This window comes from Amnibacterium sp. CER49 (genome assembly GCF_029846255.1).
In the GTDB taxonomy this organism is placed as follows: Bacteria; Actinomycetota; Actinomycetes; order Actinomycetales; family Microbacteriaceae; genus Amnibacterium.
This window is the reverse complement of record NZ_JARVWQ010000002.1, coordinates 264,654-285,761: the sequence shown is the minus strand read 5'-3', so window position 1 is coordinate 285,761 and position 21,108 is coordinate 264,654. Positions and strand designations below refer to the sequence as shown.

Below are 21,108 nucleotides of genomic sequence, written 5' to 3'. Positions count from 1 at the left end.
GCACTGCAGCCGCTGCATCACTCGGAAGCTTCGAGATCCGGAAGGCCAGTGAACAGGCGTTGCCGCTCCGCCTCGATTACTTCGCGCACGAGCTCTCCCTCCGAGACGTCGTACGCCTCCGGCGCGCTCGCCGCCATATCGCTCACTGCCGCGAAGTCAGCGAAGATTGCCTTCTTCCTCGAGAGGATATTTCGGACATTCAGATCGACGCCCTCCTCCGACAACAGCCGGTGCACTTGAACGGTCAGCACCTGTCCCATGCGCTGCGCCCGTGCGATGGCTTGCCACTCAGTCGTCGGCTTGAGTTGCGGTTCACAAAGAATGACCACGGATGCGGCCTGGATGTTGAGACCGACACCACCAGCGGATATCTGAGCGACCAGTGCGGCGCCCGAGTCGGAACCAGAGAAGTCGTCCACCATCTGCTGTCGCATCTTCGCCGGCACCGCACCAGTCAAAGGGCCGAACACCTTTCCCGGTAGCGCACGTACGACAGCGTCGAGCACATTCAGGTAATGAGAGAAGACGAGCACGCGCCGCCCGTTCTCCTCCGCCTCCTCTACGATCTCGACAAGGCGAGAGATCTTCTCCGACTGAGAGTGCTGCAGCATGCATACCTGCCGCATGGCGTGAAAGTTGCCGGAATAGACTGCTTCGCGATATGCAGTTTTGTCCGCCGACGACATCGGTAACCACTCTTCGACTTCAACCAACTCGGGCAGCTCGGTGAGCACGTCCTCCTGATTTCGCCGCAGGTACGCCGGCGCAACCTGCTGTCTGAAGAGTCGAGGGCGGAGATCGGTAGCGTCGACGGCAAGATCCGGCCTCAAGTAGCGGATGAGATTTCTAAACTCCTCCACCCGGTTCTCAAGCGGCGTCCCAGTCAGCAAAACCGCGCGATCAGCCCGACCCACGAGTGAGGCGGTTCGCCTGGCGCGCAAAGAACTAGGGTTCTTGATGTAATGCGCTTCGTCCACGACGACGACGGGAAGCTCGTCGAGCGATGCGAGGTGAGGCTGCAGCCAGCCCAGGGATTCGTAGGTAGTGACAGCAACGCCGCCCTGACGACGCCAGCTGCGCAGAGCATTCTCGCGGCCCGTGCCGTGGAGCCGATGCGGGCGCAACCTCGATCTCTCCTCCACCTCGCGCACCCAGTTCGTCACCACAGCTGCAGGGCAGACGACCATGGCGTGACCGAAACCCTTCGCTGCAAGGTGCGCCATCACGGCGAGAGATTCGACGGTCTTCCCAAGGCCCATCTCATCCCCGATGATCACCTTGCGTTGCACCAGCGCGAAGCGAGCTGCGAAGGCTTGGTACCCGCGCAGGGAGACAGTAAGATGCCGTGTCTCAAGTTCGAACTCGCGCGCCGCCCTCACGATTTCTTCGGGTAGACCGCCCGCGACGACGTCCTCGTCCTCAGTGAGGAATCCGAGTTCCGCGAGCATCGCGAAATAGTCGGCGGCCCGAGATCTGAAGTCTTGCCATGCGTCTGCCGCCGCACCACGCGCGACGGTTTCTGCGATTGTGCGCGCTCGTGCCACGACGGCGTCGACCGCCTGCAGGAGATCTCCCTCGCCATCGATCGTGGGGCAGATCAACACGAGATGAGTGGCACCCTCCGTCAACGGCTTCACGAGTGGCACTAATGCCTCGGCCCTGGCGATGTCTGTTGCAGCGTTCCTGGTTCGCCTGCTGCCGTCCCAATCGGCTAACGCTCGGACGAGACCCTGCGTCGCCTCCGAAGGCTTGTTGACGTCAATCCGGACCGGCATCTCGTCATAGGTCGACTGCCACAGCGTGCGAGCCGCGCCCCGGATGCGCTGCGCTGTGACCGTCCCGACACCGGGCAGCGAGCCGATCCGAGCCGAATGGATGAAGACGTCGCGCACCGTCTTCATCCCCACCGCCGTAAGCGGTGCGACCCGTATGCGTTCGCGGGTCGCATCCTTCAACCGGTCGATGGGCATCTCTGCGATTACTCGGTCCGTCTCCGCCCTGCGCAAAGCGACGCCAGCCTCCACAGCACGCTGCCTAACCACCTGCTCGCGGCTGACCGCGCCCTCAATCGCTCGTATCGCAGCCGGCAACGCTGCTAGCGAACCCGTTGACATGAGCGTGGGAATTCCCAGCTGTTGAAGGAGCGGTTTGAGACCGACCCACTCAGCCAGTGCCTCAGAGGAAGCGACTGGTGGAAGCGGCGCCAGGCTTGCACGAATTCGGTCGAAGAGTGACGGCACATCGGCGGCTGTCGCCCACGCATGAAACACTGTCAGGAATTCAGCCGCCCGCTCATTCGCATCACGCGACTCGTAACTGCTGAACACGCGGCGTAGTCCAAAGAGCGCCTTCGCCTGGCGCGTAGCCTCCGGCACCGAGGAGACGAACTCGCTTACGCCGATCGCTTCGGCTTCAGTCAAGGCGGTTAGCGCAGCCCGCTGGGCGAGTGCGCCGAGCAGAGGCGCTTCGTCAGGCGAAAGCGGCAGGAATGAGTAGGTACGACCGCTGCCGAGCGCGACAACGCCCACTCGGCTGCGCACCGCTGCCGACGCAGCCTCAGCGGCCCCGGCAACCCTCTTCCGGTCGCTCTCGAGCCCCTGGGCCCGCTGCGACCAGGACTCTAACTCGTCGATGCGGGTGCGCAGCGCTCGAAGCTCGTCTTTATTCAAGAGGCCCTCATTTTGAATTCGGCGATCACACTTGTCCCAGTTCTGCTACTTGTATCCGAGCGCATTCGAGTAGGTCGCCGGTCGCCACCTGGCTTCTCATACGACATCATCATCATCGCGATGACAACCCGGGCTCTTGTGACACGCTGATATGAACGCGAGGTTTTGCGCGACCCGCGCCCGAAGACACACCGCCAGCCCTGCTGTTGCCAGACGTTGCGCGTGCTTGGGATGCCGAGGCTGCCCGGCTCGGGCCCCTGCGGGACCCGGTCATGTGAAGTGGGGTCGCGAGCTGCTCGGCGCCAGCGCGTCGCCGCGCGCATCACCGCTAGCTCGTGGAGGATACAGAGGTGTTCGATCACGACCAAGAGACAAGAGCACGACAGGCCGCTTTTGACTGGCTGAGAACGAAGCTCGAGTCAGGCCAACCTGAATTAAGCCGGGCAGAGCTCGAGAGCTTCGAGTTTGAAGGTGAGCGACTCAAGCTTATTGATCAGAGCCGCGGCATCCGCAATCCAAAGAGTTTCTCTGCAACTCTCAGCGTGCTGACGACACCAAAGGGCCGATACAAGGATGAGGTCGTCGCGAATGGACTCTTTCGCTACGACTACAGGCGCGACGACAGCGCTGACAACGTCAAGCTGCGACGAGCAGCCGAGCTTGCCGCCCCCATGATCTACTTCCGTGGCGTGCGACCCAAGGCATTCGTTGCGCACTACCCCGTGTACGCATACGACATACCTGGAGAGCAGGCGGTGTTGCTTGCGCTCGGCGAAGACCTCAGAGCGTTCGGAGAACCCGAAAGAATGACCGCCCCCCAGCGGTCCTATGTGGAGCGCTTAACCCGGCAACGACTACACCAGCCAGTCTTTCGCGCGAAGGTCATGCACGCGTATGAGGACAGGTGCGCAGTCTGCTCGCTGCGACATGTCGATCTTCTAGACGCGGCACATATCATTCCCGATAGGGACGAGCTGGGGAGACCCGAGGTAAGCAACGGGCTCGCGCTCTGCAAGCTCCATCACGCCGCGTACGACCGTGATGTGATTGGGCTCTCTCCTGACTACACGGTTCACGTGAACGAGGCAGTGATGCGCGAAGTGGACGGACCGATGCTTCGCCACGGCATTCAGGGTATGGACGGGGCCAGGTTCGCGGTTCCGGAGCGAAGAGCTGACAAGCCTGATAGGGACGGCTTAGCGAGGCGCTACGAGAGCTTCCTAGCCAAGTCCTAACTCCCGGAAGAAGTCGCGATTCGCGATGCGCGTCTTCTGAAACCGGGCATGTCTACCCCGTGGGCGGCACTCCCGAGGCGAAGACTGCCAGCCGGGCTCAACCGTGGTGCTCAAGCACGCTGAGGAACGTCGGCTTCGTGCACTATTTGTGACCCGTCTAACTGCTGTGCTCGTCACGAGGCACCCGGAGGAAGCCCGACTACCGTGGTCGCGCCGCGCCTGCCGAAGGAGACCGAGCTGGACCCCTCGCTGCTCGACCGCATGCCCTCGCCCGCAGCCGGCACCGGCCTCGACGAGGACGCCGCGTACACCGCCTTTGCCGACTGGGCCAAGGACCGCGGCTTTGCCCTCTATCCCGCGCAGGACGAGGCGATGATCGAGATCGTCTCCGGCGCGAACGTGATCCTCTCGACGCCCACCGGCACGGGGAAGTCGCTCGTCGCCATCGGCGCTCATGCGGTCGCGTTCGCGCAGGGCCAGCGGAGCTTCTACACGGCACCGATCAAGGCGCTGGTGAGCGAGAAGTTCTTCGCGCTCGTCGACGTCTTCGGTGCGGCGAACGTCGGCATGGTCACGGGCGACTCCTCCGTAAACCCGGAGGCGCCGATCATCTGCTGCACCGCCGAGATCCTCGCGAACCTCGCCCTCCGGCACGGCTCGGACTCACCCGTGCAGCAGGTCGTGATGGACGAGTTCCACTTCTACGGCGACCCCGACCGCGGGTGGGCGTGGCAGGTGCCGCTGCTCACGCTGCCGCAGGCGCAGTTCCTGCTGATGTCCGCGACCCTCGGCGACGTCACCGCCCTCGCCGCCGACCTCACCCGCCGCACGGGACGCGAGACCGCCCGCGTCACCGGGGTCGAGCGCCCCGTGCCGCTCACCTACGTCTACGAGCTCGAGCCGATCCACGAATCGATCGACCTGCTCCTGCACTCGGACCAGGCGCCGATCTACATCGTCCACTTCGCGCAGCTCGCCGCGCTCGAGCGGGCGCAGGCGCTCGCGAGCGCGGGCGTCGCGAGCCGCGAGCTCCGCGATCGGATCGCCGCCGAGATCGGCGGCTTCCGCTTCACCACCGCCTTCGGCCGCACCCTGAGCCGGCTGATTCGCCTCGGCATCGGCGTGCACCACGCCGGAATGCTGCCGAAGTACCGCCGGCTCGTCGAACAGCTCGCGCAACAGGGGCTGCTCCGCGTCATCTGCGGCACCGACACCCTCGGCGTCGGCATCAACGTGCCCATCCGCACGGTGCTGCTCACCGCGCTCACGAAGTACGACGGCACGCGGATGCGGCAGCTCACCGCCCGCGAGTTCCACCAGGTCGCGGGCCGCGCGGGTCGGGCCGGCTACGACACCGCCGGCACCGTCGTCGTGCAGGCGCCGGAGCACGAGTCCGAGAACCGCAAGGCCCTCGCGAAGATGGGCGACGACCCCAAGAAGCGCCGCAAGTGGGTGGCGAAGAAGGCGCCGGCGGGCTTCGTGTCGTGGGGCGACCCGAGTTTCCGCAAGCTCGTCGCGGCCGAGCCCGAGACGCTGACCCCGCACATGCAGATCACGTCCGCGATGCTGCTCAACGTCATCGGGCGGGGCGGCGACGTGTTCGCGAACGTCCACGCGCTCGTGTTCGACAACCACGAGCCGTGGCGGCGCCAGCTGCAGCTCGCCCGGCGCGCGCTCGGCATCTACCGGACGCTCCGGGCGGCTGGCGTGGTCGAGCAGGTGCCGGATGCGGACGGCGGTGTCGCGATCCGGCTCACCGTCGACCTGCAGCCGGACTTCGCGCTGAACCAACCCCTCTCCCCCTTCGCGCTGGCCGCGTTCGAGCTGCTCGACCCCGAGTCGCCGACCTTCGCGCTCGACGTGCTTTCGATCCTCGAATCGACGCTCGACGACCCGCGGCCGATCCTGTCCCAGCAGCAGTTCGTTGCCCGTGGCGAGGCCGTAGCGGCGATGAAGGCGGAGGGCATCGACTACGAGGAGCGGATGGAGCTGCTCGAGGACGTCACGCATCCCCAGCCGCTCAAGGAGCTGCTCGACGCCGCCTTCGAGGCGTACGCCGCCGAGCAGCCGTGGGTGCTCGACTTCGCCCTCTCCCCCAAGTCGGTCGTCCGCGACATGGTCGAGCGGGCGATGTCGTTCGGCGAGTACTGCGCCTTCTACAAGCTCTCGCGCTCCGAGGGCCTCGTGCTCCGCTACCTCTCCGACGCCTTCCGCGCGGCCCGGCAGACGATCCCCGACGAGGTCAAGAACGAGGAGCTGCACGACCTCATCGAGTGGCTCGGCGAGCTCGTGCGGCAGGTCGACTCGTCGCTCGTGGACGAGTGGGAGGAGCTGAGCAACCCCTCGCTGCACGAAACGAACGAGGCCATCGTGCCGCCGGCGCCGCGGCGGCTGACTGCGAACGTGCGCGCATTCCGGGTGATGGTGCGGAACGAGCTCTTCCGACGGGTGCAGCTCGCCGCGCTGCGCAACTGGGACGCACTCGGCGAGCTCGACGCCGCGGCCGGCTTCGACGCGGACGCCTGGGCCGACGCGATGGATCCGTACTGGGACGAGCACGACACGATCGGCACGGGGCCGGACGCCCGCGGGGCGGCGCTGCTGCTCATCACCGAGACGCCGACCGAGTGGCGGGTGCGGCAGATCCTCGACGATCCCGCGGGCGACCACGACTGGAGCATCAGTGCGATGGTCGACCTCGCGGCGAGCGACGAGGCGGGGACGGCGGTCGTGCGGGTGACGGACGTCGGCGCAGTCCCAGCGCTCCCCCGCTGAGTTCGACACCCCCGGGGCACGTTCCGCGGTGGCCCGCGCATCTGCTACTCAATCAGCCCATGGTCCGCGCCCGCCAACGCGCGCACGTTTCTGATGCGCGGCGGATCAGGTGCAAGGATCCGCTCTACCCTCGCCGGATCAGACCGCGGCCAGTGTCGTTGGCTCGGTCTGGTTCTTTCGTAAGTGCTAACTGCTTCCTCAGACACCGCCGCTCGACACAGTGAAGCGAAGGGACCCCGCGTCGGCCTACTAGCAACGCCTGAAATTCGAGTGGCGCTCAAGGCGCCTGGCTGCCGACGCCGCGTCAATAGAGCTCCTTGCCGGCGAGGATGCGGGCAGCGTAGGAGAGCTGCGTCGTGGTGCAGACGCCGCCGTAGCCGAGGTACCCGGCTGAATAGGCAGCGTGGGAGACACAGTCCGCCATGTGCTCAATCGGCTGGGAATGATTCGTGCCGAAGATTTTGGTCGCCTGCTGACTCATAAGATTCCAGCCAGTCCCGCTCGCTCCATAATTCTGCCACTGCAGATGGTGGCCGCACTCGTGCAACATCATCGCTTTCTGGTTGCTGGCGGTCATGGTCACGCGATCACTGCTGAGGACGTCGATCTCATAAAGACCTCGCGGTGTCACAGCCGCCGCCCAAGCGACCGGAAGGGATGAGAGTCCGCGGATCGCGGCATCGGGACAGAACTGGCGCATGTCCAGGTAAAGAGAACGTTTCCAACCCGTGTAAAGGCTCGGGTTCTGGTAATCGACGCGGATCTGAGGAGACACACTCCCCCGCCCGATGACACCACCGGTCGGTACGACGAGTCGGTAGTAGACCGAGACATCGTGCATGGTTGAGCTCGACGAGTACGGATTGATGCGGAAGTCGAATAAAGTCGCCGCAGTGGAGGATGTTTGACCGGTGTCACTCCACGTTCCCGTGCTGCTGTAGCGCTTCTGCAGGCGCCCCACCACCAGCGCTGTCTGGCCGTCTGCGGTTGACGATTGCTTGTAGAAGCCAAATTGCACACGCAGAGAACGAGACATCACTGCCGCTGACGTGCGACCGCTCGTTCCGTTGATCCCGCCCCACGCGAACGAGACCGCCACGCTTCCAGGCGGCGGTGTGACCGTCTGGGCCGACGCCGACGTAGCGGGCAGTAAGGCACTAACGATGGCGGCTGCGGCCACAAGTCCTGCGGCGAGTCGGAGCGAAGAGGAGAGTCGGCCTAGGGAACGCTTTAGGCGCACGGATGTGGCGACGAGGGGCATAAGGGCACGTCCAGGAAGTTGTTGTGATAACGAGGTTCGGCCCGATGGTATTGACTTGCGACCAGCCGATCCGATGGCCCGTTCAGCAATCCCAACGCTTGCCATGAGCAGTGAAGTGTCGCATCAACGGACGTAGCGCTACGCGGTCAACTATCGCGTCACGTAACGACGGCGACGGCCTCCGCGGCTCCTCCCGTCGCTGCGACACTCCTGGCACTCCCACTGCGGCACCTTCCGGCACGCGCGACTCCGGCTCTCGGCACTCCTCGCGCGACACGATCTCCCTGTCCGCCTTGGGGGTGCGGCGGCCATACCGAGGGGGGTCGGATGAACAGGGTTCAACGCGCGGGAGTGGGCGCATGTGCGGCGGTGGCCGCCCTAGCAGGGGCGGTGCTCGTGCCGATGGCGGCACAGGCGCTCGGGCAGTACCCGACAGGGCACAGCGGCATCGACCTCAGCTTCCCGAGCTGCGCCAACGCGGTACCAAGCGGCGAGTTCCGCATCGTGGGCGTGCAGGGAGGCAGCGACTTCACCGACAACGGCTGCGCGAACGCCGAGGCGACGGTCGGCGGGTTCGACCCGGCGAACGTGAGCATCTACGTGAACACGGGCTACAACACCGCGAACCCGAACTACAAGCTCGCGCAGGCGAACTGCCCGGTCGGTGAAGCGAGCTGCGCGGCATACCAGTACGGCTACCTCGCGGGGATCTACGCCTACGACACGTCCGCCACCAAGGCGAACCTGCTGAACGCGCAGACCTGGTGGCTGGACGTCGAGACCACGAATCCCTGGAGCACCAACACGGCGCTGAACGTGCAGGACATCCAGGGCGAGTATGACGCGATCAGCGGCCGTCTGAAGAACGCCGGCTCGACCGCAACGGTTGGCGTCTACGCACGGCCGGCCCAGTGGGCGACAATCACCGGCACCGGCCTCGGGACCAGCGGCTGGCCGGTCTGGTACGCGACCGGCGCACGGAACCAGACCACGAGTCAGCTCCAGCAGGCCTGCAAGGCGACGAGCTTCACCGGTGGCCCAATCCAGGTCGTGCAGTGGATCGGCCAGGGGCACCTGAACGACCTCGACTACGGCTGCTAATCCGCCCGTAGGAACACGAAGGGCCCGGCGTCGCCGCCGGGCCCTTCGCTACTTCTGGTGAGAACTCAGAGCGCGCGGATGTTCGCGGCCTGGGGTCCGCGGTCGCCCTGGGCGACGTCGAACTCCACCTTCTGGTTCTCGTCGAGGGAGCGGTATCCGCCGCCCGTGATGGCGGAGAAGTGCGCGAACAGGTCGGCACCTCCGTCATCGGGAGCGATGAACCCGAAACCCTTCTCAGCGTTGAACCACTTCACGGTACCTGTAGCCATATCGACCTCGTCTCTCTCGACTTGCACGGCGCGGTCGTCCACGCCGTCACACCACGCTGAACACACGCGTTCGAGGACATCGGGAGAATCCCGAGGGAACCTGAGCCACCTGCAACAACTAGAAATGCAGGACCCAGGCTACTCGCTTCACGGCGGTCCGCAACGCGAGGCCTCGTCACCAGTCTCGGGAGGCCTCGCGCTCCTGCCGGTACAGCCACGTGGCGTGCTGCACCGCGGCGTCGACGATCCACGCCGCGCGGGCGATCGCGGGCTCACGGAGCGCTGGCACCCGCAGCACCTCACGCGCCATCGCGTCGGCCAGGCGGATGCGCAGCTTGCGGTCCTCGAGGTCCTCGCCGTGGTAGCGCGGCTCGTCCAGGTAGATCGGCAGCAGCAGGAGCACGGCGTCCACACCCGCGATGCGCGCGACGGCGCCCTCGGGCACGAACTGCCGCTCCAGCGCGAGGAGGGCGAGCTCCTGCCGGGTGAGCAGCTCCCCCGCGAACCGCTCGAGGCACAGGCGGAGGTCCGCCTCGGCCCGCTCGAGGCGTGCGAGCCGCCGGCTGGTGGACTGCCGTCGCTGCTCCGCGAAGAACCAGCGGATCACGTCGTCGGACCGCTGCACGCCTCCTCCGTCGATCATGCCGACGAGTGTGGACCCTTCGGCGGACGCAGCGACACCCCACGCGGGTCGTTCCAGCGGAACCGAAGGCGACGGGTCCGCGTGCTCAGCGCCGCACCCACGCGTCGTCGCTCGCGAGCAGCTGCTGCACGTGCGGTGGCAGGGCGCCGCCCGCGATGTCGGCGAGGGTCGTCGCCTCGAGCACCTCGCGCATCGCGGCGCGCAGCGCGACCCAGAGGTCGCGCAGGCGGGCGGCGGACTCGGGGTACTCGGCGTCCTCGGGCGGCATGCCGCGGACGGCCGCGAGGGGTCCGTCGAGCACCCGGATGACGTCGGCGACCGAGATGGTGTCGGCGGGTCGCGCGAGCTCATAGCCGCCGGCCACGCCGCGTCGCGCGACCAGCAGGCCGCCGCGACGCAGCCGCAGCAGGATCGACTCCAGGAACTTCGCCGGGATGCCCTGCGCGGCGGCGATCTCGCTGCCGCTCGCGCGGCCCTCGCCGGCGGCGATCTCGATCATCGCCCGCACGCCGTAGTCGATCTGGGCGGTCACCTGCATGCACGCGTCCCGCCCGATCGGGCGGCCTCCGGTTCGAAGGCTAGCGCTGCCTTGCGGACCGGCGACGACGGTCGTGGTCACCTCAGCTGCGGAGCGCGCCGAGGCCGCGGCGGGCGCGCACGCCGTTCGTGATCACGGCGAAGACGCGGTCGACGACCATGCCGATGACGAGGATCACGATCATCGTCGCGAACAGGCTCGGGGCGTCCGAGAGCTGCCGGTAGAACGACAGCGCCTGCCCGAGGCTCGTCGCGCTGCTGATGATCACGAGCAGCTCGCCGGCGAGCAGTGAGCGCCACGCGAAGGCCCACCCCTGCTTCAGCCCCGACAGGTAGGCGGGGAACGCCGCCGGCATGATCACGAGGCGATAGAGGTCGAAGCCGTGGGCGCCGAGGCTGCGCGCCGTGCGGAGCAGCGGCGGCGGCACCTCGTCGACGCCGCCGATCAGGCCGTTCGCGATCGAAGGCGCCGCGCCGAGGATGACGACGAAGAGGATCGCCTGCTCGGAGAGGCCGAAGAAGAGGATCGCGAGCGGGAACCACGCGATTGACGGCATGGTCTGCAGGCCGGTGAGCAGGGATCCGATCGCGCTGCGCACGAACGGGAAGCGACTCACCGCGAGGCCGATCGCGGTGCCGATCACGAGGGCGATGAGGTAGCCCACGATGCCGCGGGTCATCGTGGTCGCGACGCCGCCGAGGAACGTCGGGTCGCCGACCATCTGGAAGAGGCGCGCGAACACGGTGGGCGGGTCGGGCAGCACGTACGCCGGCTTCCAGCCGGTGAGGACGAGCGCCTCCCAGACCACGAGCGCGACGACGATCGCGATGACGGGCGGGAGCAGGCGCTTCGGTAGCCCGAGGAGGAGGGCTCGGCCGCGGTTCGTCGCCTCCGCCGCGCGGCCGGGGGCGCGGACGGCGGGTGCGGGGCGCGCTGCGGCGTCGCGATCGGTCACGGCGCTCATCCCTGCACCTCCGTACCGGCGTCCTGGGTCTCGAGCTCGTCGCGGAGGAGGCCTGCGCGCACGGCGACCGCGGGGTCCTCCATCTGCCGGGGCCGCGGCAGGTCTATCCGCTCCTCGTGGACGATCCGGCCGGGCGACGGCTTCATCACGAGCACCCGGTCGCCGAGGCGGGCCGCCTCCCGCACGTTGTGCGTGACGAAGATGACGGTCAGCCCGCGCTCGCGGACGATCCGCTCGAGCTCCGCGTGCAGGGCGTCGCGGGTGATCGCGTCGAGCGCGGCGAACGGCTCGTCCATGAGCAGCACCTCCGCCTCCTGCGCGAGCGACCGGGCGAGCGCGACGCGCTGGCGCATGCCGCCGGACAGCTCGTGCGGGCGCTTCCTCGCGGCGCCGGGCAGGCGGACGACGGCGAGCAGCTCGCGGACCCGCGCGGCCCAGTCGGACCGCGGTACGCCTGAGAAGCGCAGCGCGAGCTCGATGTTGCCCTGCACGGTGAGCCACGGGAACAGGTTCGCGTCCTGGAACATGACGGCGGTGCGCCGGCCGCCGAGGTCGATGACCCCGGTGGTCGGCTCGTCGAGCGCGGCGATCATCGCGAGCAGCGTGCTCTTGCCGCAGCCGGAGGCGCCGAGGAGGCAGACGAACTCGCCCTCCTCGACGGTGAGGTCGACGTTGTCGAGCGCGACCGTCGCGTCGGCGCCCCGTCCGAAGACCTTGCTGACAGCCTCGATGCGGACCGGGGTGCGGACGTCGGTGATGAGCGTCACTCCCCCTTCACCTCGGCCTTCCCCTTCGCCTTGAGCAGCGCGTTCAGCGGCCCGAGGTCGTAGAGGCCCTTGAGATCGACGGTGCCGGTGAGCAGCCCGACGTCCTGCGCGTGCTTCGCCCCCTCGACGAGGCTTCCGGCGACCGGGTCGACCGTGAACTCGACGTTCGACCAGGCGGTCTTCAGCACGGCGGGATCGATCTGCTTGCCGGTCACCTTCTCGAGCACGGCGTTCGTCGTGGTCTGGGCGCCGGCGGGGTCCTTCGCGATGGCGTCCTCGGCGTCGAGCAGCCCCTTCAGCAGGTCGGTGACGCTGCCCGGGTACTTCGAGGCGAAGTCCTTCGTGACGACGAGGTTCGTGACGACGAAGCGGTGATCCGGCCACAGCGACCGCTCGTCGACGAGGACCTTGCCGCCGGCCTTCTGCATGATCGTCGCGTAGGGCTCCGGCACCCAGGCGCCGTCGATCTGGCCCTGCTGGAAGGCCTTCACCGCGTCGCCGTTCGCCTGCGGCTCGATGGAGACGTCGCCGCCACCGGTCGCGGTCGCGGTGAGGTGGTTCTGCTTGAGGTAGTGCCGCAGCGCGATGTCCTGGGTGTTCGCGAGCTGCGGCGTCGCGAGCTTCTTGCCCTTCAGCTGCGCGACCGAGGTGATGGAGGGCTTCACGACGAGCTCGGCGCCGTTCGCGGCCGCGCCGGCGATCACCTCGATCGCCTTGCTCTTCACGTAGGCGTTGGTGGTCGGTCCGGGGCCGATGAACGCGGCGTCGATCGAGCCCGAGAGCAGCGCCTCGCTGGCGGCGGGGCCGGCGTCGAACAGGTTCGTCGTCAGCTTCGTGGCGCCGAGCTCCTTCTGGAAGAGCCCCTTCTCCGCGCCGACGATGGCGGGAGCGTGGGTGAAGTTCGGGAAGTAGCCGAGGCGGAGCGCGGGGGCCTTCGCGCTCGAGCTCGACTTCGTGTCGGCGGCCGGCGCGCCGGCCTTCGAGGAGGCGCCGCAGGCGGTCAGGCCCACGGCGAGGACGGCCGCGGTCGCGACGGCGGCGAGGTGACGGATCCGGATCACGACCGGAACCTATTGGTTCAGTAGGGATTAAGGGAAGGGCCTGTTGGAGTGGACTGACGGATTGCGTACCCCGACGTGTCGGAGCCCCGGCATACCGTGGCTCGACTCGAGAGGGAGGCCGCATGTTCGTGCAGAACGGCACGGTGGTGTGCAGCGCCTCCGATCTCAAGGCGGCGGTCGAGTGCGAGTGGGGCCTGATGCGCCGCCTCGACGCGAAGCTCGGCCGGGTCGATGCGGTGCCCGAGCCCGAGGATCCGATGAACCGGCGGGCCGCCGCGCTCGGCGACGTGCACGAGCAGCGGCAGCTGGAGGCCTACCTCCAGACGTTCGGCGAGTGGACGCCCGGCCGCGCGGGCGGCGTCGCGAGCATCGAGCGGCCGGACGACTCGAGGGACTTCGCGCAGCTCCGGGCCGCGCAGGACCGCACGCTCGCGGCGATGACGGGCGGCGCCGACGTGGTGTTCCAGGCGACGCTGTTCGACGGCTCGTTCCTCGGCTTCGCCGACTTCCTCGTCCGGGGCGGGGACCACTGGGAGGTGTTCGACACCAAGCTCGCGCGACGCGCGAAGGTGACGGCGCTGCTGCAGCTCGCCGCGTACGCGCGGCAGCTCCAGGCGCTCGGCGTCGCGGTCGGCGAGCAGGTGCACCTGCTGCTCGGCGACGGCACGTCCTCGACGCACCGGCTGCAGGACATCGAGCCGGTGTTCGACCTGCGGATGACGCGGCTCCGCCGGCTCGTCGACGACCGGCTGGCCGCCCACGCCGCGATCGAGTGGGGCGCCGAGGGCGTCGCCGCCGATGGTCGCTGCGCGGAGTGCACGGCGCAGGTGGAGGCCACGCGCGACGTGCTGCTCGTCGGCCGGCTGACGGTCGGGCAGCGGCTCCGGCTCCGCGAGGTCGGCATCCGCACGGTCGACGAGTTCGCCGCGAGCACCGGCCCTGTACCGGGCATCGGCTCCGCCGCCCTGCAGCGGCTGCGGCTGCAGGCCGAGCTGCAGCTGCGGGCCGAGCGGTCCGAGACGGGTGAGCACCGCGTCCGCTTCGAGATCATCGACGCCGAGGGCCTCGCGGCGCTGCCCGAGCCGAGCCCCGGCGACGTCTTCTTCGACTTCGAGGGCGACCCGCTCTGGAGCGACGACGGCCGCAACTGGGGCCTCGAGTACCTGTTCGGCGTCATCGACCACGACGGGCGGCGCGAACACTTCAGGCCGTTCTGGGCGCACGACCGCGCGCAGGAGAAGCGGGCGCTGCTCCACTTCCTCACCTACGTGCGCGACCGGCGGCGGCAGTACCCGGATCTGCACATCTACCACTACGCCGACTACGAGCGCAGCCACCTGCAGCAGCTCTGTGCGCGGCACGGCGTCGGCGAGCCGATCCTCGACGACCTGCTCCGCGACCACGTCTTCGTCGACCTCTACCCGATCGTGCTCCGCACCCTGCGCATCTCCGAGCGCTCGTACAGCCTGAAGAAGCTGGAGCCGCTCTACATGGGCGGCCGGCTCCGCAACGGCGACGTGACGAACGCGGCGGCGTCCGTCGACGCCTACGTGGAGTACCGCGCCCTGCTCGAGCGCGGCGCCGAGGCCGAGGCGGAGGCGCTGCTCGGGCAGATCGCCGACTACAACGAGTACGACTGCGTCTCCACGCTGCAGCTGCGCGACTGGCTGCTCGCCCGCGGCGACGAGCTCCGTGTCCGTCGCCGGCCGCCGCTGCCGGACGACGAGCCGGGCCGCGACACGCAGCTCGCCCGGCGCGAGGACGCGGCCCGCGACGCGCTGCTCGCGACGGTCAGCGGCATCCCCGCCGGTGACCGCACCCCCGACGAGACCGCGCTCGCGCTCGCCGCTGCGGCGATCGAGTACCACCGCCGCGAGGACAAGACGTACTGGTGGGAGCACTTCAACCGCGAGGTCGCACCCGTGGAGGAGTGGGCCGAGCAGAAGGAGGTGCTCGTCGCCGACTCGGTCGAGGTCGAGCGCGACTGGGGCCGCCAGGACGGCGACCGCGTCGACGGCCGCGTCCTGCGCATCATCGGCTCGCTCGCGCCGGGCGGCTCGCTCCGGGTCGGTCAGCGCCCGTTCCTCATGTACGACGACCCGGCACCGGCCGGCTGCGGCCCCACGCCCGCCGGGCAGCGCGGCGAGCACGCCCGCACGACCGTGCTCGCGGTCGAGACGCTGCGCGACGGCAGCACCGCGGTGCGCATCGAGGAGCGCGTCGGCGCGGACGACGGCATCCCCGACGAGCCCTGGGCGGCCCTGCCGATCGCCATCACGCCGCCCCCGCCCATCGCGACCATGGCGCAGCGTCAGGCGATCCTCGAGCAGGGCGAGGCCCTCGCCGACTCCCCCACCCGCCGCGACGCGGTGCTCGACCTGCTGCGCCGTCGGCCCCCGCGCCTCACCGGCGACGGCGGCCTTCCGGAGGCCGGCGACGACCGGGCCTCGGCGATCGTCCGTGCCGCGCTGCGCCTCGATGAGTCCTACCTCGCGGTGCAGGGACCTCCCGGCTCCGGCAAGACGCACCTCGGCGCCCGGGTGATCGCCGAGCTCGTGCAGCGGCACGGCTGGCGCGTCGGCGTGGTCGCGCAGTCGCACGCGGTCGTCGAGCACCTGCTCGAGGGCGTCATCGCGGCAGGCGTCGACGCGGGCCGGGTCGCGAAGCGCCCGGACGGCAAGGGCGGCACCGGCCGCTGGACGCCCGTGAAGAGCAACTCGGACGTCCGTGCCTTCATCACGCAGCGGACGTCGGACGGGCTGGTGCTCGGTGGCACGTCGTGGGACTTCAGCAACGCGTCGAAGGTGCCGCGCCGACAGCTCGACCTGCTCGTCGTCGACGAGGCCGGCCAGTACTCGCTCGCGAACACCATCGCGGTCGCGGCCAGCGCCCGGAACCTGCTGCTGCTCGGTGACCCGCAGCAGCTGCCGCAGGTGAGTCAGGGGCTGCACCCCGAGCCCGTCGACACCTCGGCGCTCGGCTGGCTGTCCGACGGGCACGACGTGCTGCCACCCGAGCTCGGCTACTTCCTCGCCGAGAGCTGGCGCATGCATCCGGCGCTCAGCGCGGCCGTCTCCGACCTGTCCTACGAGGGACGCCTCACGTCGAAGAAGCCGGAGACGACGCGGCGGCACCTCGACGGAGCCGAGCCCGGCGTGCACCCGGTCCCGGTGCTGCACGACGGCGACTCCGTGAGCTCCGAGGCCGAGGCGGAGGCGGTGGTCGAGCTCGTGCGGCGGCACGTGGGGCCGCCGTGGACGGATCCGGACTGCAGGCGCCGGCAGGATCCGCTGCGTCCCTCCGACGTGATCGTGGTCGCGCCCTTCAACGCGCAGGTCGCGCTGATCCGCGACCGCCTCGACGCCGCCGGCTACCGGGACGTCCGCGTCGGCACGGTCGACAGGTTCCAGGGGCAGGAGGCGGTGCTCGCGATCGTCTCGCTCACGGCCTCGTCACCGATCGACGTGCCGCGTGGCGTCGCGTTCGTGATGAACCGCAACCGGCTGAACGTCGCGATCTCGCGGGCGCAGTGGGCGACGTTCCTCGTCCACTCCCCCGCGCTCGCCGACTACCTGCCGCACGACGCGGAAGGCGTCGCCGAGCTGAGCGGGTTCCTGCGGCTGACGGCGCCCGAACCCGAGCCGGCGTCCTTGCGCTAGCGCTCTGCCTTCGGCTTCCACACGCCGAACCGGTTGCCCTGCGGATCGCGAAGGTGCGCGAACTCGATCGCGCCGTTGTCGACGAGGGGCATCAGCACGGTCGCGCCGAGGCGCTCCGCCTTCGTGATCGCAGCCGGTACGTCGTCGACCTGGACGTAGAAGATCGCCCAGGAGGCCCCGCCGATGCCGCTCGTGTCCCAGAGGCCGCCCTTGCCGCCGTCGACCGTGCTGTATGCCGCGGGCGACGGCTCACCGATCGCCCAGTCGAAGAGCGATCCGTAGAACGCCTTCGCTCCTTCCGGGTCGGGCGAGCCGATCTCGAAGTAGTTCATGTTCGCGGGCATGTGCAGCCTCCTCGTCGGCGTCACTCGAGCGGTAACCAACTCCGCCGCCGAGCCTCGCCGCAACAGGCCGAGGTGTGTTCTCAGCGCCCGTCGGGCGTCCGCCCCTGGGTCCGCCGCCACACGAGTACGCCCGTCACCACGCTGACCGCGCGCCACACCACGAGCAGCACCGCGAGGAGGCGCAGCGTCGGGTCGCCGCCGATCAGGAACAGGATCGCCAGCACGACGACGCCGCCGTCGAGCGCCCAGCCGATGAACGGCCGCCCCCACAGTCGCTGCTGGAACACGGGCTCGAGGCTAACCGGCCTCGACGCCGGCCCCGCGCCGCTGCGACGGCCACCAGAAGCGGTCGCCGGTGATCAGCACGAGCGCCGGCACGAGCAGCGTCCGCCCGACGAGGGTGTCGAGTCGCACGCAATGCAGACGAGCGGGCCGACCTGCCGCGGTCAGCCTGCGGTCTTGGCGGCGCGCTCGCGCTTGACGCGCGCGTTCTCGGCCATGACCTCGGCGTGCGTCGCGCGCTCCCGGACGAGCCACTCCGGCTTCTCACGGAGCAGCTCCTGGATCTGCTCGGTGGTCATCGGCTCCTCGACGCCGCCGCGCTTCAGGCCGGCGATCGAGACGCCCAGTCGCGCCGCGACGACGGGTCGCGGATGCGGGCCGGTGCGGCGCAGCTCCTGCAGCCACTCCGGCGGCGTCTCCTGCAGCTCGTTCAGCCGGCTCCGCGTGACTGGCGCCGCCCGGAACTCCTCCGGGGTCGCCTCGAGCAGCACGCCGAGCTTCTTCGCCGCGGTCTCGGGCTTCATCGTCTGCTCCTGCGCCACCCCGTCACGCTACCGTCGGCACGGTGACGGACGGACTCGTGGTCGGCGTCGTGCCCGGCGTGACCCCGGACCGCTGGGTGCGCACCTGGGCGGAGCGGATGCCCGACGCGCCCCTCCGCATCGAGGCGCTGCCCGACGACGAGGTCGGACCGGCGCTGCTCGCGTCCCTCGACCTCGCCTTCGCCCGGCTGCCCGTCGCGGGCATCGACGCGGGCGAGCTGCACGTCATCCCCCTCTGGGAGGAGACGCCGATCGTCGTCGCGGCGAAGGACCACCCGATCAAGGTGTTCGACACGGTCATGCTCGCCGACCTCGACGGCGAGGAGCTCTACCCGGGATGGGACGACGGCGTGCTCGATCTGGTCGCCGCGGGCCACGGCATCGCGCGGATGCCGCAGTCGGTGCTGCGCGCCACCGGCCGTCGCGACGTCGTCGGCCGACCGATCAGCGACGCCGAGCCGACGCGCGTCGGGCTCGTCTGGCGCAGGACGACGGAGGGCCCGCTGATCGACGAGTTCATCGGGATCGTCCGCGGCCGCACGGCGAACAGCTCGCGCGGCGCGGCGCCCGTGGAGCCGCCCGCGCCGAAGCCGGCGAAGCAGCCGCAACCGAAGCAGGCCGCGCAGCGGCAGGGGCGCCAGCGCCGCGGTGCGACGTCGACGCGGCGTCGCACGAACGGCCGGTGAGGAGAAGCAGCGCATGAGCCAGGACGAGCAGCGGATCTCCCCGGACCAGGAGCCGGAGGCGTGGTCGGACGCCGCCGCAGCGTACGACGAGTGGTTCGCGCCGCTCACCGGCCGCTTCGCCGGCGACGTGGTCGAGGCGCTCGCGCTCGGGCCGACCGTGCGGTTCCTCGACGTCGCCGCCGGGACCGGGGTGCTCGCGCTCGCGGCGGCGCGAGCCGGCGCGGAGGTGCTCGCCACCGACTTCGCGCTCGGCATGGTCGAGCACCTGCAGCGGCGGTTCGCGCACGAGCAGCTGCATGGCCGGGTCGAGGTGATGGACGGGCAGGCGCTCGCGCTGCCGCCCGCGAGCTTCGATGCCGCCGCCTCGCTGTTCGGGCTGATCTTCTTCCCCGACCTCGCCGCGGGCACGGCGGAGCTGCACCGGGTGCTGCGGGACGGCGGCACGGTCGCGGTCACGGCGTGGGCGCCGGGGGGCTTCCCGCTGCAGGACCTCGCGCTCGAGGCCCTCGATCGCGTCCCGGACCCGAGCCGGCCGACGCCCGCCGCGTTCCGGCTCAGCGACTCCGTCCGGCTGAGGGCGCTGCTCGAGGACGCGGGCTTCCGCGACGTCGAGGTGCGCGAGGTCGAGCACGGCTGGCGGATCGATGACGCCGAGGCGCTGTTCCGGTCGATCCCCGGCTGGTCGGCACCGCTCCGCCCGGTGTTCCGCCGGCTCGATGAGGGCGCGGTGGCGTCCGCCGCGGCGCGGTTCGCGGAGCTGGTCCGCGCGCGCTCCGGCGTACTGCTCATGCGGGCGCTGCTCGCGACCGGAACCCGCTAGAGCGACGGCGCGCGACTGCTCGTCAGGCGGCCGCCGGGACGCCTCGCTCCTCGACGCTCGGTCGAGCGAGCAGCACGACGAGGATCAGCCAGCCGACGAGCGGCACGAGGCCGATGAGGATCCACGCCCAGTGCAGGCCGGCGTCGCGCAGCCGCCGGACCGTGACCGCGAGGGTCGGCAGCAGCACCGCGAGGTTCCAGATCGTCGAGTAGAGCCCGCTGCGCGCGAGCGTGTCGAAGGTGAGCGCGATCAGGGAGACGATGGTCACGAACAGCGTGAACCACCAGTACTCCGGGCGGCTCGCGCGTCCGCGGAAGTCGGCGTACTTGACGAAGCAGATCGAGACGGCCTGACCGATGTGCACGCGACGATTCCAGCAGGTCCCAGGGTCTCATAGGGCCGCTCGGGCCGTGCCCGTCGCCGAGCCGCCTCATGCAGGGAATCCGCCCGAGTGCAGGTGCTGACGCCGCGTGTCGTCCCTGCAGCAGGGTGGATCCCCTGCACGCGGTCGTGCCGTCGATGCGGCTCAGGTCACGAGCACCGTCTGGTGCAGCGCGTTCAGGCCGTCCTTCGCGTCCCAGGTGCCGCTGTTCGCGGCGCGCAGCGCGAGCGCCGGGTCGCGCCGGCTGCGGCGGTCGGCGTACGGCAGCGAGAGGTACGCGCGGTAGGCGCCGGGGCGCAGCCCGCGCACCGTGAGCGTCGCCGTGGTCGTACCGCCGGCCCAGCTCGCGGCATCGGTCCGGAACGCGAGCGTGCGCCGGCGGCCGTGCCGCTCGAGCACGAGCAGCACCGGCCGTGCCGCGAGCCGACCGCCCTCGGTTCGCCAGGTCAGAGCGACGACCGGATGCCGCCCGGGGGTGACCCGGCTGCCGACGAGCACGAGCCGCGGCACGAGCGGTGGCGGTCCCGAGTGCGACGCCGTCCGGTACTCGACGACGCTCGGCTCCAGCGGCGCGACCGGTCGCGCGGCGAGGCCGGCGAGCGACGCGAGCAGCGTCACGGCTTCCTCCTCGCGGGGCGGCGGCAGGGGTCCGCCGCGCCGGGTCCAACGGCGCCGACGCGGCGGAGGTCCTCGATGGGGATCAGGCGTGCTGCGGGACCCGGGGCGCCTCGGGCTGCACCGCAGCGGCGACCTCCTCGACCACCGGGCGGACGAGGCCGTCCACGACCGGCGCGACGAGGTCGGCGACGACCGGGATCGCCGGCACGGGCACGTCGTTCACGATCGGCGCCATCGGCACGACCGGCAGAGCCGGCTTCGGTGCGGGCGTCAGCGCCCGGCCGATCCGCGCGAGCAGCAGGCCGGCGCGCGAGGGTCCGCGCGGGGCGCTCAGGTCGCGTCCGCGGTTGCGCTCGCGGTTGCGCCGCTCGTGCTCGTGCCAGGTGGCCGCGGCGAAGTCCTGGTGGTAGAGGCTCATCGTCCTGCTCCTCCGATCCGTCAGCCGGCGCGGTGCACCGGCTCGTCGACGACGGTAGGAATCAGGCCGAGAGC

General features: G+C 69.8%; 20 protein-coding genes. 6 read left to right on the top strand and 14 right to left on the bottom strand.

Features of this window, described 5'->3' with window-relative positions:
* Positions 1-17 precede the first annotated feature (17 nt).
* Positions 18-2,669 carry a DEAD/DEAH box helicase gene (locus QDR37_RS11295; protein ID WP_279713866.1) on the bottom strand — a complete coding sequence of 884 codons (2,652 nt, stop codon included), beginning with the start codon at positions 2,667-2,669 and terminating at the stop codon, positions 18-20.
* Positions 2,670-3,019: 350 nt separating this feature from the next.
* Between QDR37_RS11295 and QDR37_RS11290 the strand changes: the two genes are divergently transcribed.
* Together QDR37_RS11290 and QDR37_RS11285 are read left to right on the top strand one after the other, a co-directional pair.
* A complete protein-coding gene (locus tag QDR37_RS11290; RefSeq protein ID WP_279713865.1) occupies positions 3,020-3,904 on the top strand; it encodes an HNH endonuclease in 885 nt (294 codons plus the stop codon).
* 261 nt (positions 3,905-4,165) lie between these two features.
* The gene (locus tag QDR37_RS11285; protein ID WP_279714858.1) at positions 4,166-6,679 is read left to right on the top strand and encodes a DEAD/DEAH box helicase; all 2,514 of its coding nucleotides are present in this window, start codon (positions 4,166-4,168) and stop codon (positions 6,677-6,679) included.
* 304 nt (positions 6,680-6,983) lie between these two features.
* Here the strand turns inward: QDR37_RS11285 and QDR37_RS11280 are convergent, their stop codons facing one another.
* On the bottom strand, positions 6,984-7,778 hold the full coding sequence (locus QDR37_RS11280) for a hypothetical protein (RefSeq protein ID WP_279713864.1): 795 nt from the start codon (positions 7,776-7,778) through the stop codon (positions 6,984-6,986).
* 531 nt (positions 7,779-8,309) lie between these two features.
* On the opposite strand from QDR37_RS11280, the gene QDR37_RS11275 reads away from it, so the two are divergent.
* Positions 8,310-9,041 carry a hypothetical protein gene (locus QDR37_RS11275; protein WP_279713863.1) on the top strand — a complete coding sequence of 244 codons (732 nt, stop codon included), beginning with the start codon at positions 8,310-8,312 and terminating at the stop codon, positions 9,039-9,041.
* Between the two features lie 65 nt (positions 9,042-9,106).
* Here QDR37_RS11275 and QDR37_RS11270 read toward each other — a convergent pair whose 3' ends face one another.
* The 6 genes from QDR37_RS11270 to QDR37_RS11245 all read right to left on the bottom strand — a co-directional run bounded on the left by QDR37_RS11270 (position 9,107) and on the right by QDR37_RS11245 (position 13,283).
* Positions 9,107-9,310, bottom strand: a complete 204-nt coding sequence (locus QDR37_RS11270) for a cold-shock protein (protein WP_279713862.1) — start codon at positions 9,308-9,310, stop codon at positions 9,107-9,109.
* Between the two features lie 175 nt (positions 9,311-9,485).
* On the bottom strand, positions 9,486-9,953 hold the full coding sequence (locus QDR37_RS11265; protein ID WP_279713861.1) for a hypothetical protein: 468 nt from the start codon (positions 9,951-9,953) through the stop codon (positions 9,486-9,488).
* A gap of 85 nt (positions 9,954-10,038) precedes the next feature.
* Complete coding sequence (locus tag QDR37_RS11260) at positions 10,039-10,491, bottom strand: Rrf2 family transcriptional regulator (protein WP_279713860.1); 453 nt, start codon at positions 10,489-10,491, stop codon at positions 10,039-10,041.
* An 82-nt stretch (positions 10,492-10,573) separates the two neighbouring features.
* On the bottom strand, positions 10,574-11,446 hold the full coding sequence (locus QDR37_RS11255; RefSeq protein WP_279713859.1) for an ABC transporter permease: 873 nt from the start codon (positions 11,444-11,446) through the stop codon (positions 10,574-10,576).
* 5 nt (positions 11,447-11,451) lie between these two features.
* Positions 11,452-12,222 (bottom strand): ABC transporter ATP-binding protein, encoded by a 771-nt coding sequence (locus QDR37_RS11250; RefSeq protein WP_279713858.1) that lies wholly within the window; start codon positions 12,220-12,222, stop codon positions 11,452-11,454.
* Positions 12,219-13,283 (bottom strand): ABC transporter substrate-binding protein, encoded by a 1,065-nt coding sequence (locus QDR37_RS11245; RefSeq protein WP_279713857.1) that lies wholly within the window; start codon positions 13,281-13,283, stop codon positions 12,219-12,221. The genes QDR37_RS11250 and QDR37_RS11245 overlap by 4 nt, the downstream gene beginning before the upstream one ends.
* Before the next feature lie 122 nt (positions 13,284-13,405).
* Here QDR37_RS11245 and QDR37_RS11240 point away from each other — a divergent pair, with 122 nt between their 5' ends.
* Positions 13,406-16,942: a TM0106 family RecB-like putative nuclease gene (locus tag QDR37_RS11240; protein ID WP_279713856.1), complete on the top strand. Its 3,537-nt coding sequence runs from the start codon at positions 13,406-13,408 to the stop codon at positions 16,940-16,942.
* Here the strand turns inward: QDR37_RS11240 and QDR37_RS11235 are convergent.
* From QDR37_RS11235 to QDR37_RS11225, 3 genes are all read right to left on the bottom strand, one after another.
* Complete coding sequence (locus QDR37_RS11235) at positions 16,939-17,286, bottom strand: VOC family protein (RefSeq protein ID WP_279713855.1); 348 nt, start codon at positions 17,284-17,286, stop codon at positions 16,939-16,941. The two genes, QDR37_RS11240 and QDR37_RS11235, sit on opposite strands and share 4 nt — an antisense overlap.
* Before the next feature lie 80 nt (positions 17,287-17,366).
* Entirely contained in the window at positions 17,367-17,573 is a 207-nt protein-coding gene (locus QDR37_RS11230; RefSeq protein WP_279713854.1) for a hypothetical protein, read from the bottom strand.
* A gap of 159 nt (positions 17,574-17,732) precedes the next feature.
* On the bottom strand, positions 17,733-18,092 hold the full coding sequence (locus tag QDR37_RS11225; RefSeq protein WP_279714857.1) for a DUF5997 family protein: 360 nt from the start codon (positions 18,090-18,092) through the stop codon (positions 17,733-17,735).
* A 41-nt stretch (positions 18,093-18,133) separates the two neighbouring features.
* Here QDR37_RS11225 and QDR37_RS11220 point away from each other — a divergent pair, with 41 nt between their 5' ends.
* A complete protein-coding gene (locus tag QDR37_RS11220) occupies positions 18,134-18,796 on the top strand; it encodes a LysR substrate-binding domain-containing protein (protein WP_279713853.1) in 663 nt (220 codons plus the stop codon).
* 13 nt (positions 18,797-18,809) lie between these two features.
* Positions 18,810-19,616, top strand: coding sequence for a methyltransferase domain-containing protein (locus QDR37_RS11215; RefSeq protein ID WP_279713852.1), 807 nt, complete (start codon positions 18,810-18,812; stop codon positions 19,614-19,616).
* Between the two features lie 22 nt (positions 19,617-19,638).
* On the opposite strand, the gene QDR37_RS11210 is transcribed toward QDR37_RS11215, so the two are convergent.
* From QDR37_RS11210 to QDR37_RS11200, 3 genes are all read right to left on the bottom strand, one after another.
* On the bottom strand, positions 19,639-19,980 hold the full coding sequence (locus tag QDR37_RS11210; protein ID WP_279713851.1) for a DUF805 domain-containing protein: 342 nt from the start codon (positions 19,978-19,980) through the stop codon (positions 19,639-19,641).
* A 162-nt stretch (positions 19,981-20,142) separates the two neighbouring features.
* Entirely contained in the window at positions 20,143-20,616 is a 474-nt protein-coding gene (locus QDR37_RS11205) for a hypothetical protein (RefSeq protein ID WP_279713850.1), read from the bottom strand.
* 82 nt (positions 20,617-20,698) lie between these two features.
* Entirely contained in the window at positions 20,699-21,034 is a 336-nt protein-coding gene (locus QDR37_RS11200; protein WP_279713848.1) for a hypothetical protein, read from the bottom strand.
* Positions 21,035-21,108 lie beyond the last annotated feature (74 nt).

Excerpts from the sequence above, each read along its gene's own strand:
- QDR37_RS11260 (WP_279713860.1), bottom strand. The coding sequence starts at position 10,491 with ATGCAGGTGACCGCCCAGATCGACTACGGCGTGCGGGCGATGATCGAG.
- QDR37_RS11235 (WP_279713855.1), bottom strand. The coding sequence starts at position 17,286 with ATGCCCGCGAACATGAACTACTTCGAGATCGGCTCGCCCGACCCGGAA.
- QDR37_RS11200 (WP_279713848.1), bottom strand. The coding sequence starts at position 21,034 with ATGAGCCTCTACCACCAGGACTTCGCCGCGGCCACCTGGCACGAGCAC.
- QDR37_RS11265 (WP_279713861.1), bottom strand. The coding sequence starts at position 9,953 with ATGATCGACGGAGGAGGCGTGCAGCGGTCCGACGACGTGATCCGCTGG.
- QDR37_RS11270 (WP_279713862.1), bottom strand. The coding sequence starts at position 9,310 with ATGGCTACAGGTACCGTGAAGTGGTTCAACGCTGAGAAGGGTTTCGGG.
- QDR37_RS11285 (WP_279714858.1), top strand. The coding sequence starts at position 4,166 with ATGCCCTCGCCCGCAGCCGGCACCGGCCTCGACGAGGACGCCGCGTAC.
- QDR37_RS11240 (WP_279713856.1), top strand. The coding sequence starts at position 13,406 with ATGTTCGTGCAGAACGGCACGGTGGTGTGCAGCGCCTCCGATCTCAAG.
- QDR37_RS11215 (WP_279713852.1), top strand. The coding sequence starts at position 18,810 with ATGAGCCAGGACGAGCAGCGGATCTCCCCGGACCAGGAGCCGGAGGCG.
- QDR37_RS11225 (WP_279714857.1), bottom strand. The coding sequence starts at position 18,092 with ATGAAGCCCGAGACCGCGGCGAAGAAGCTCGGCGTGCTGCTCGAGGCG.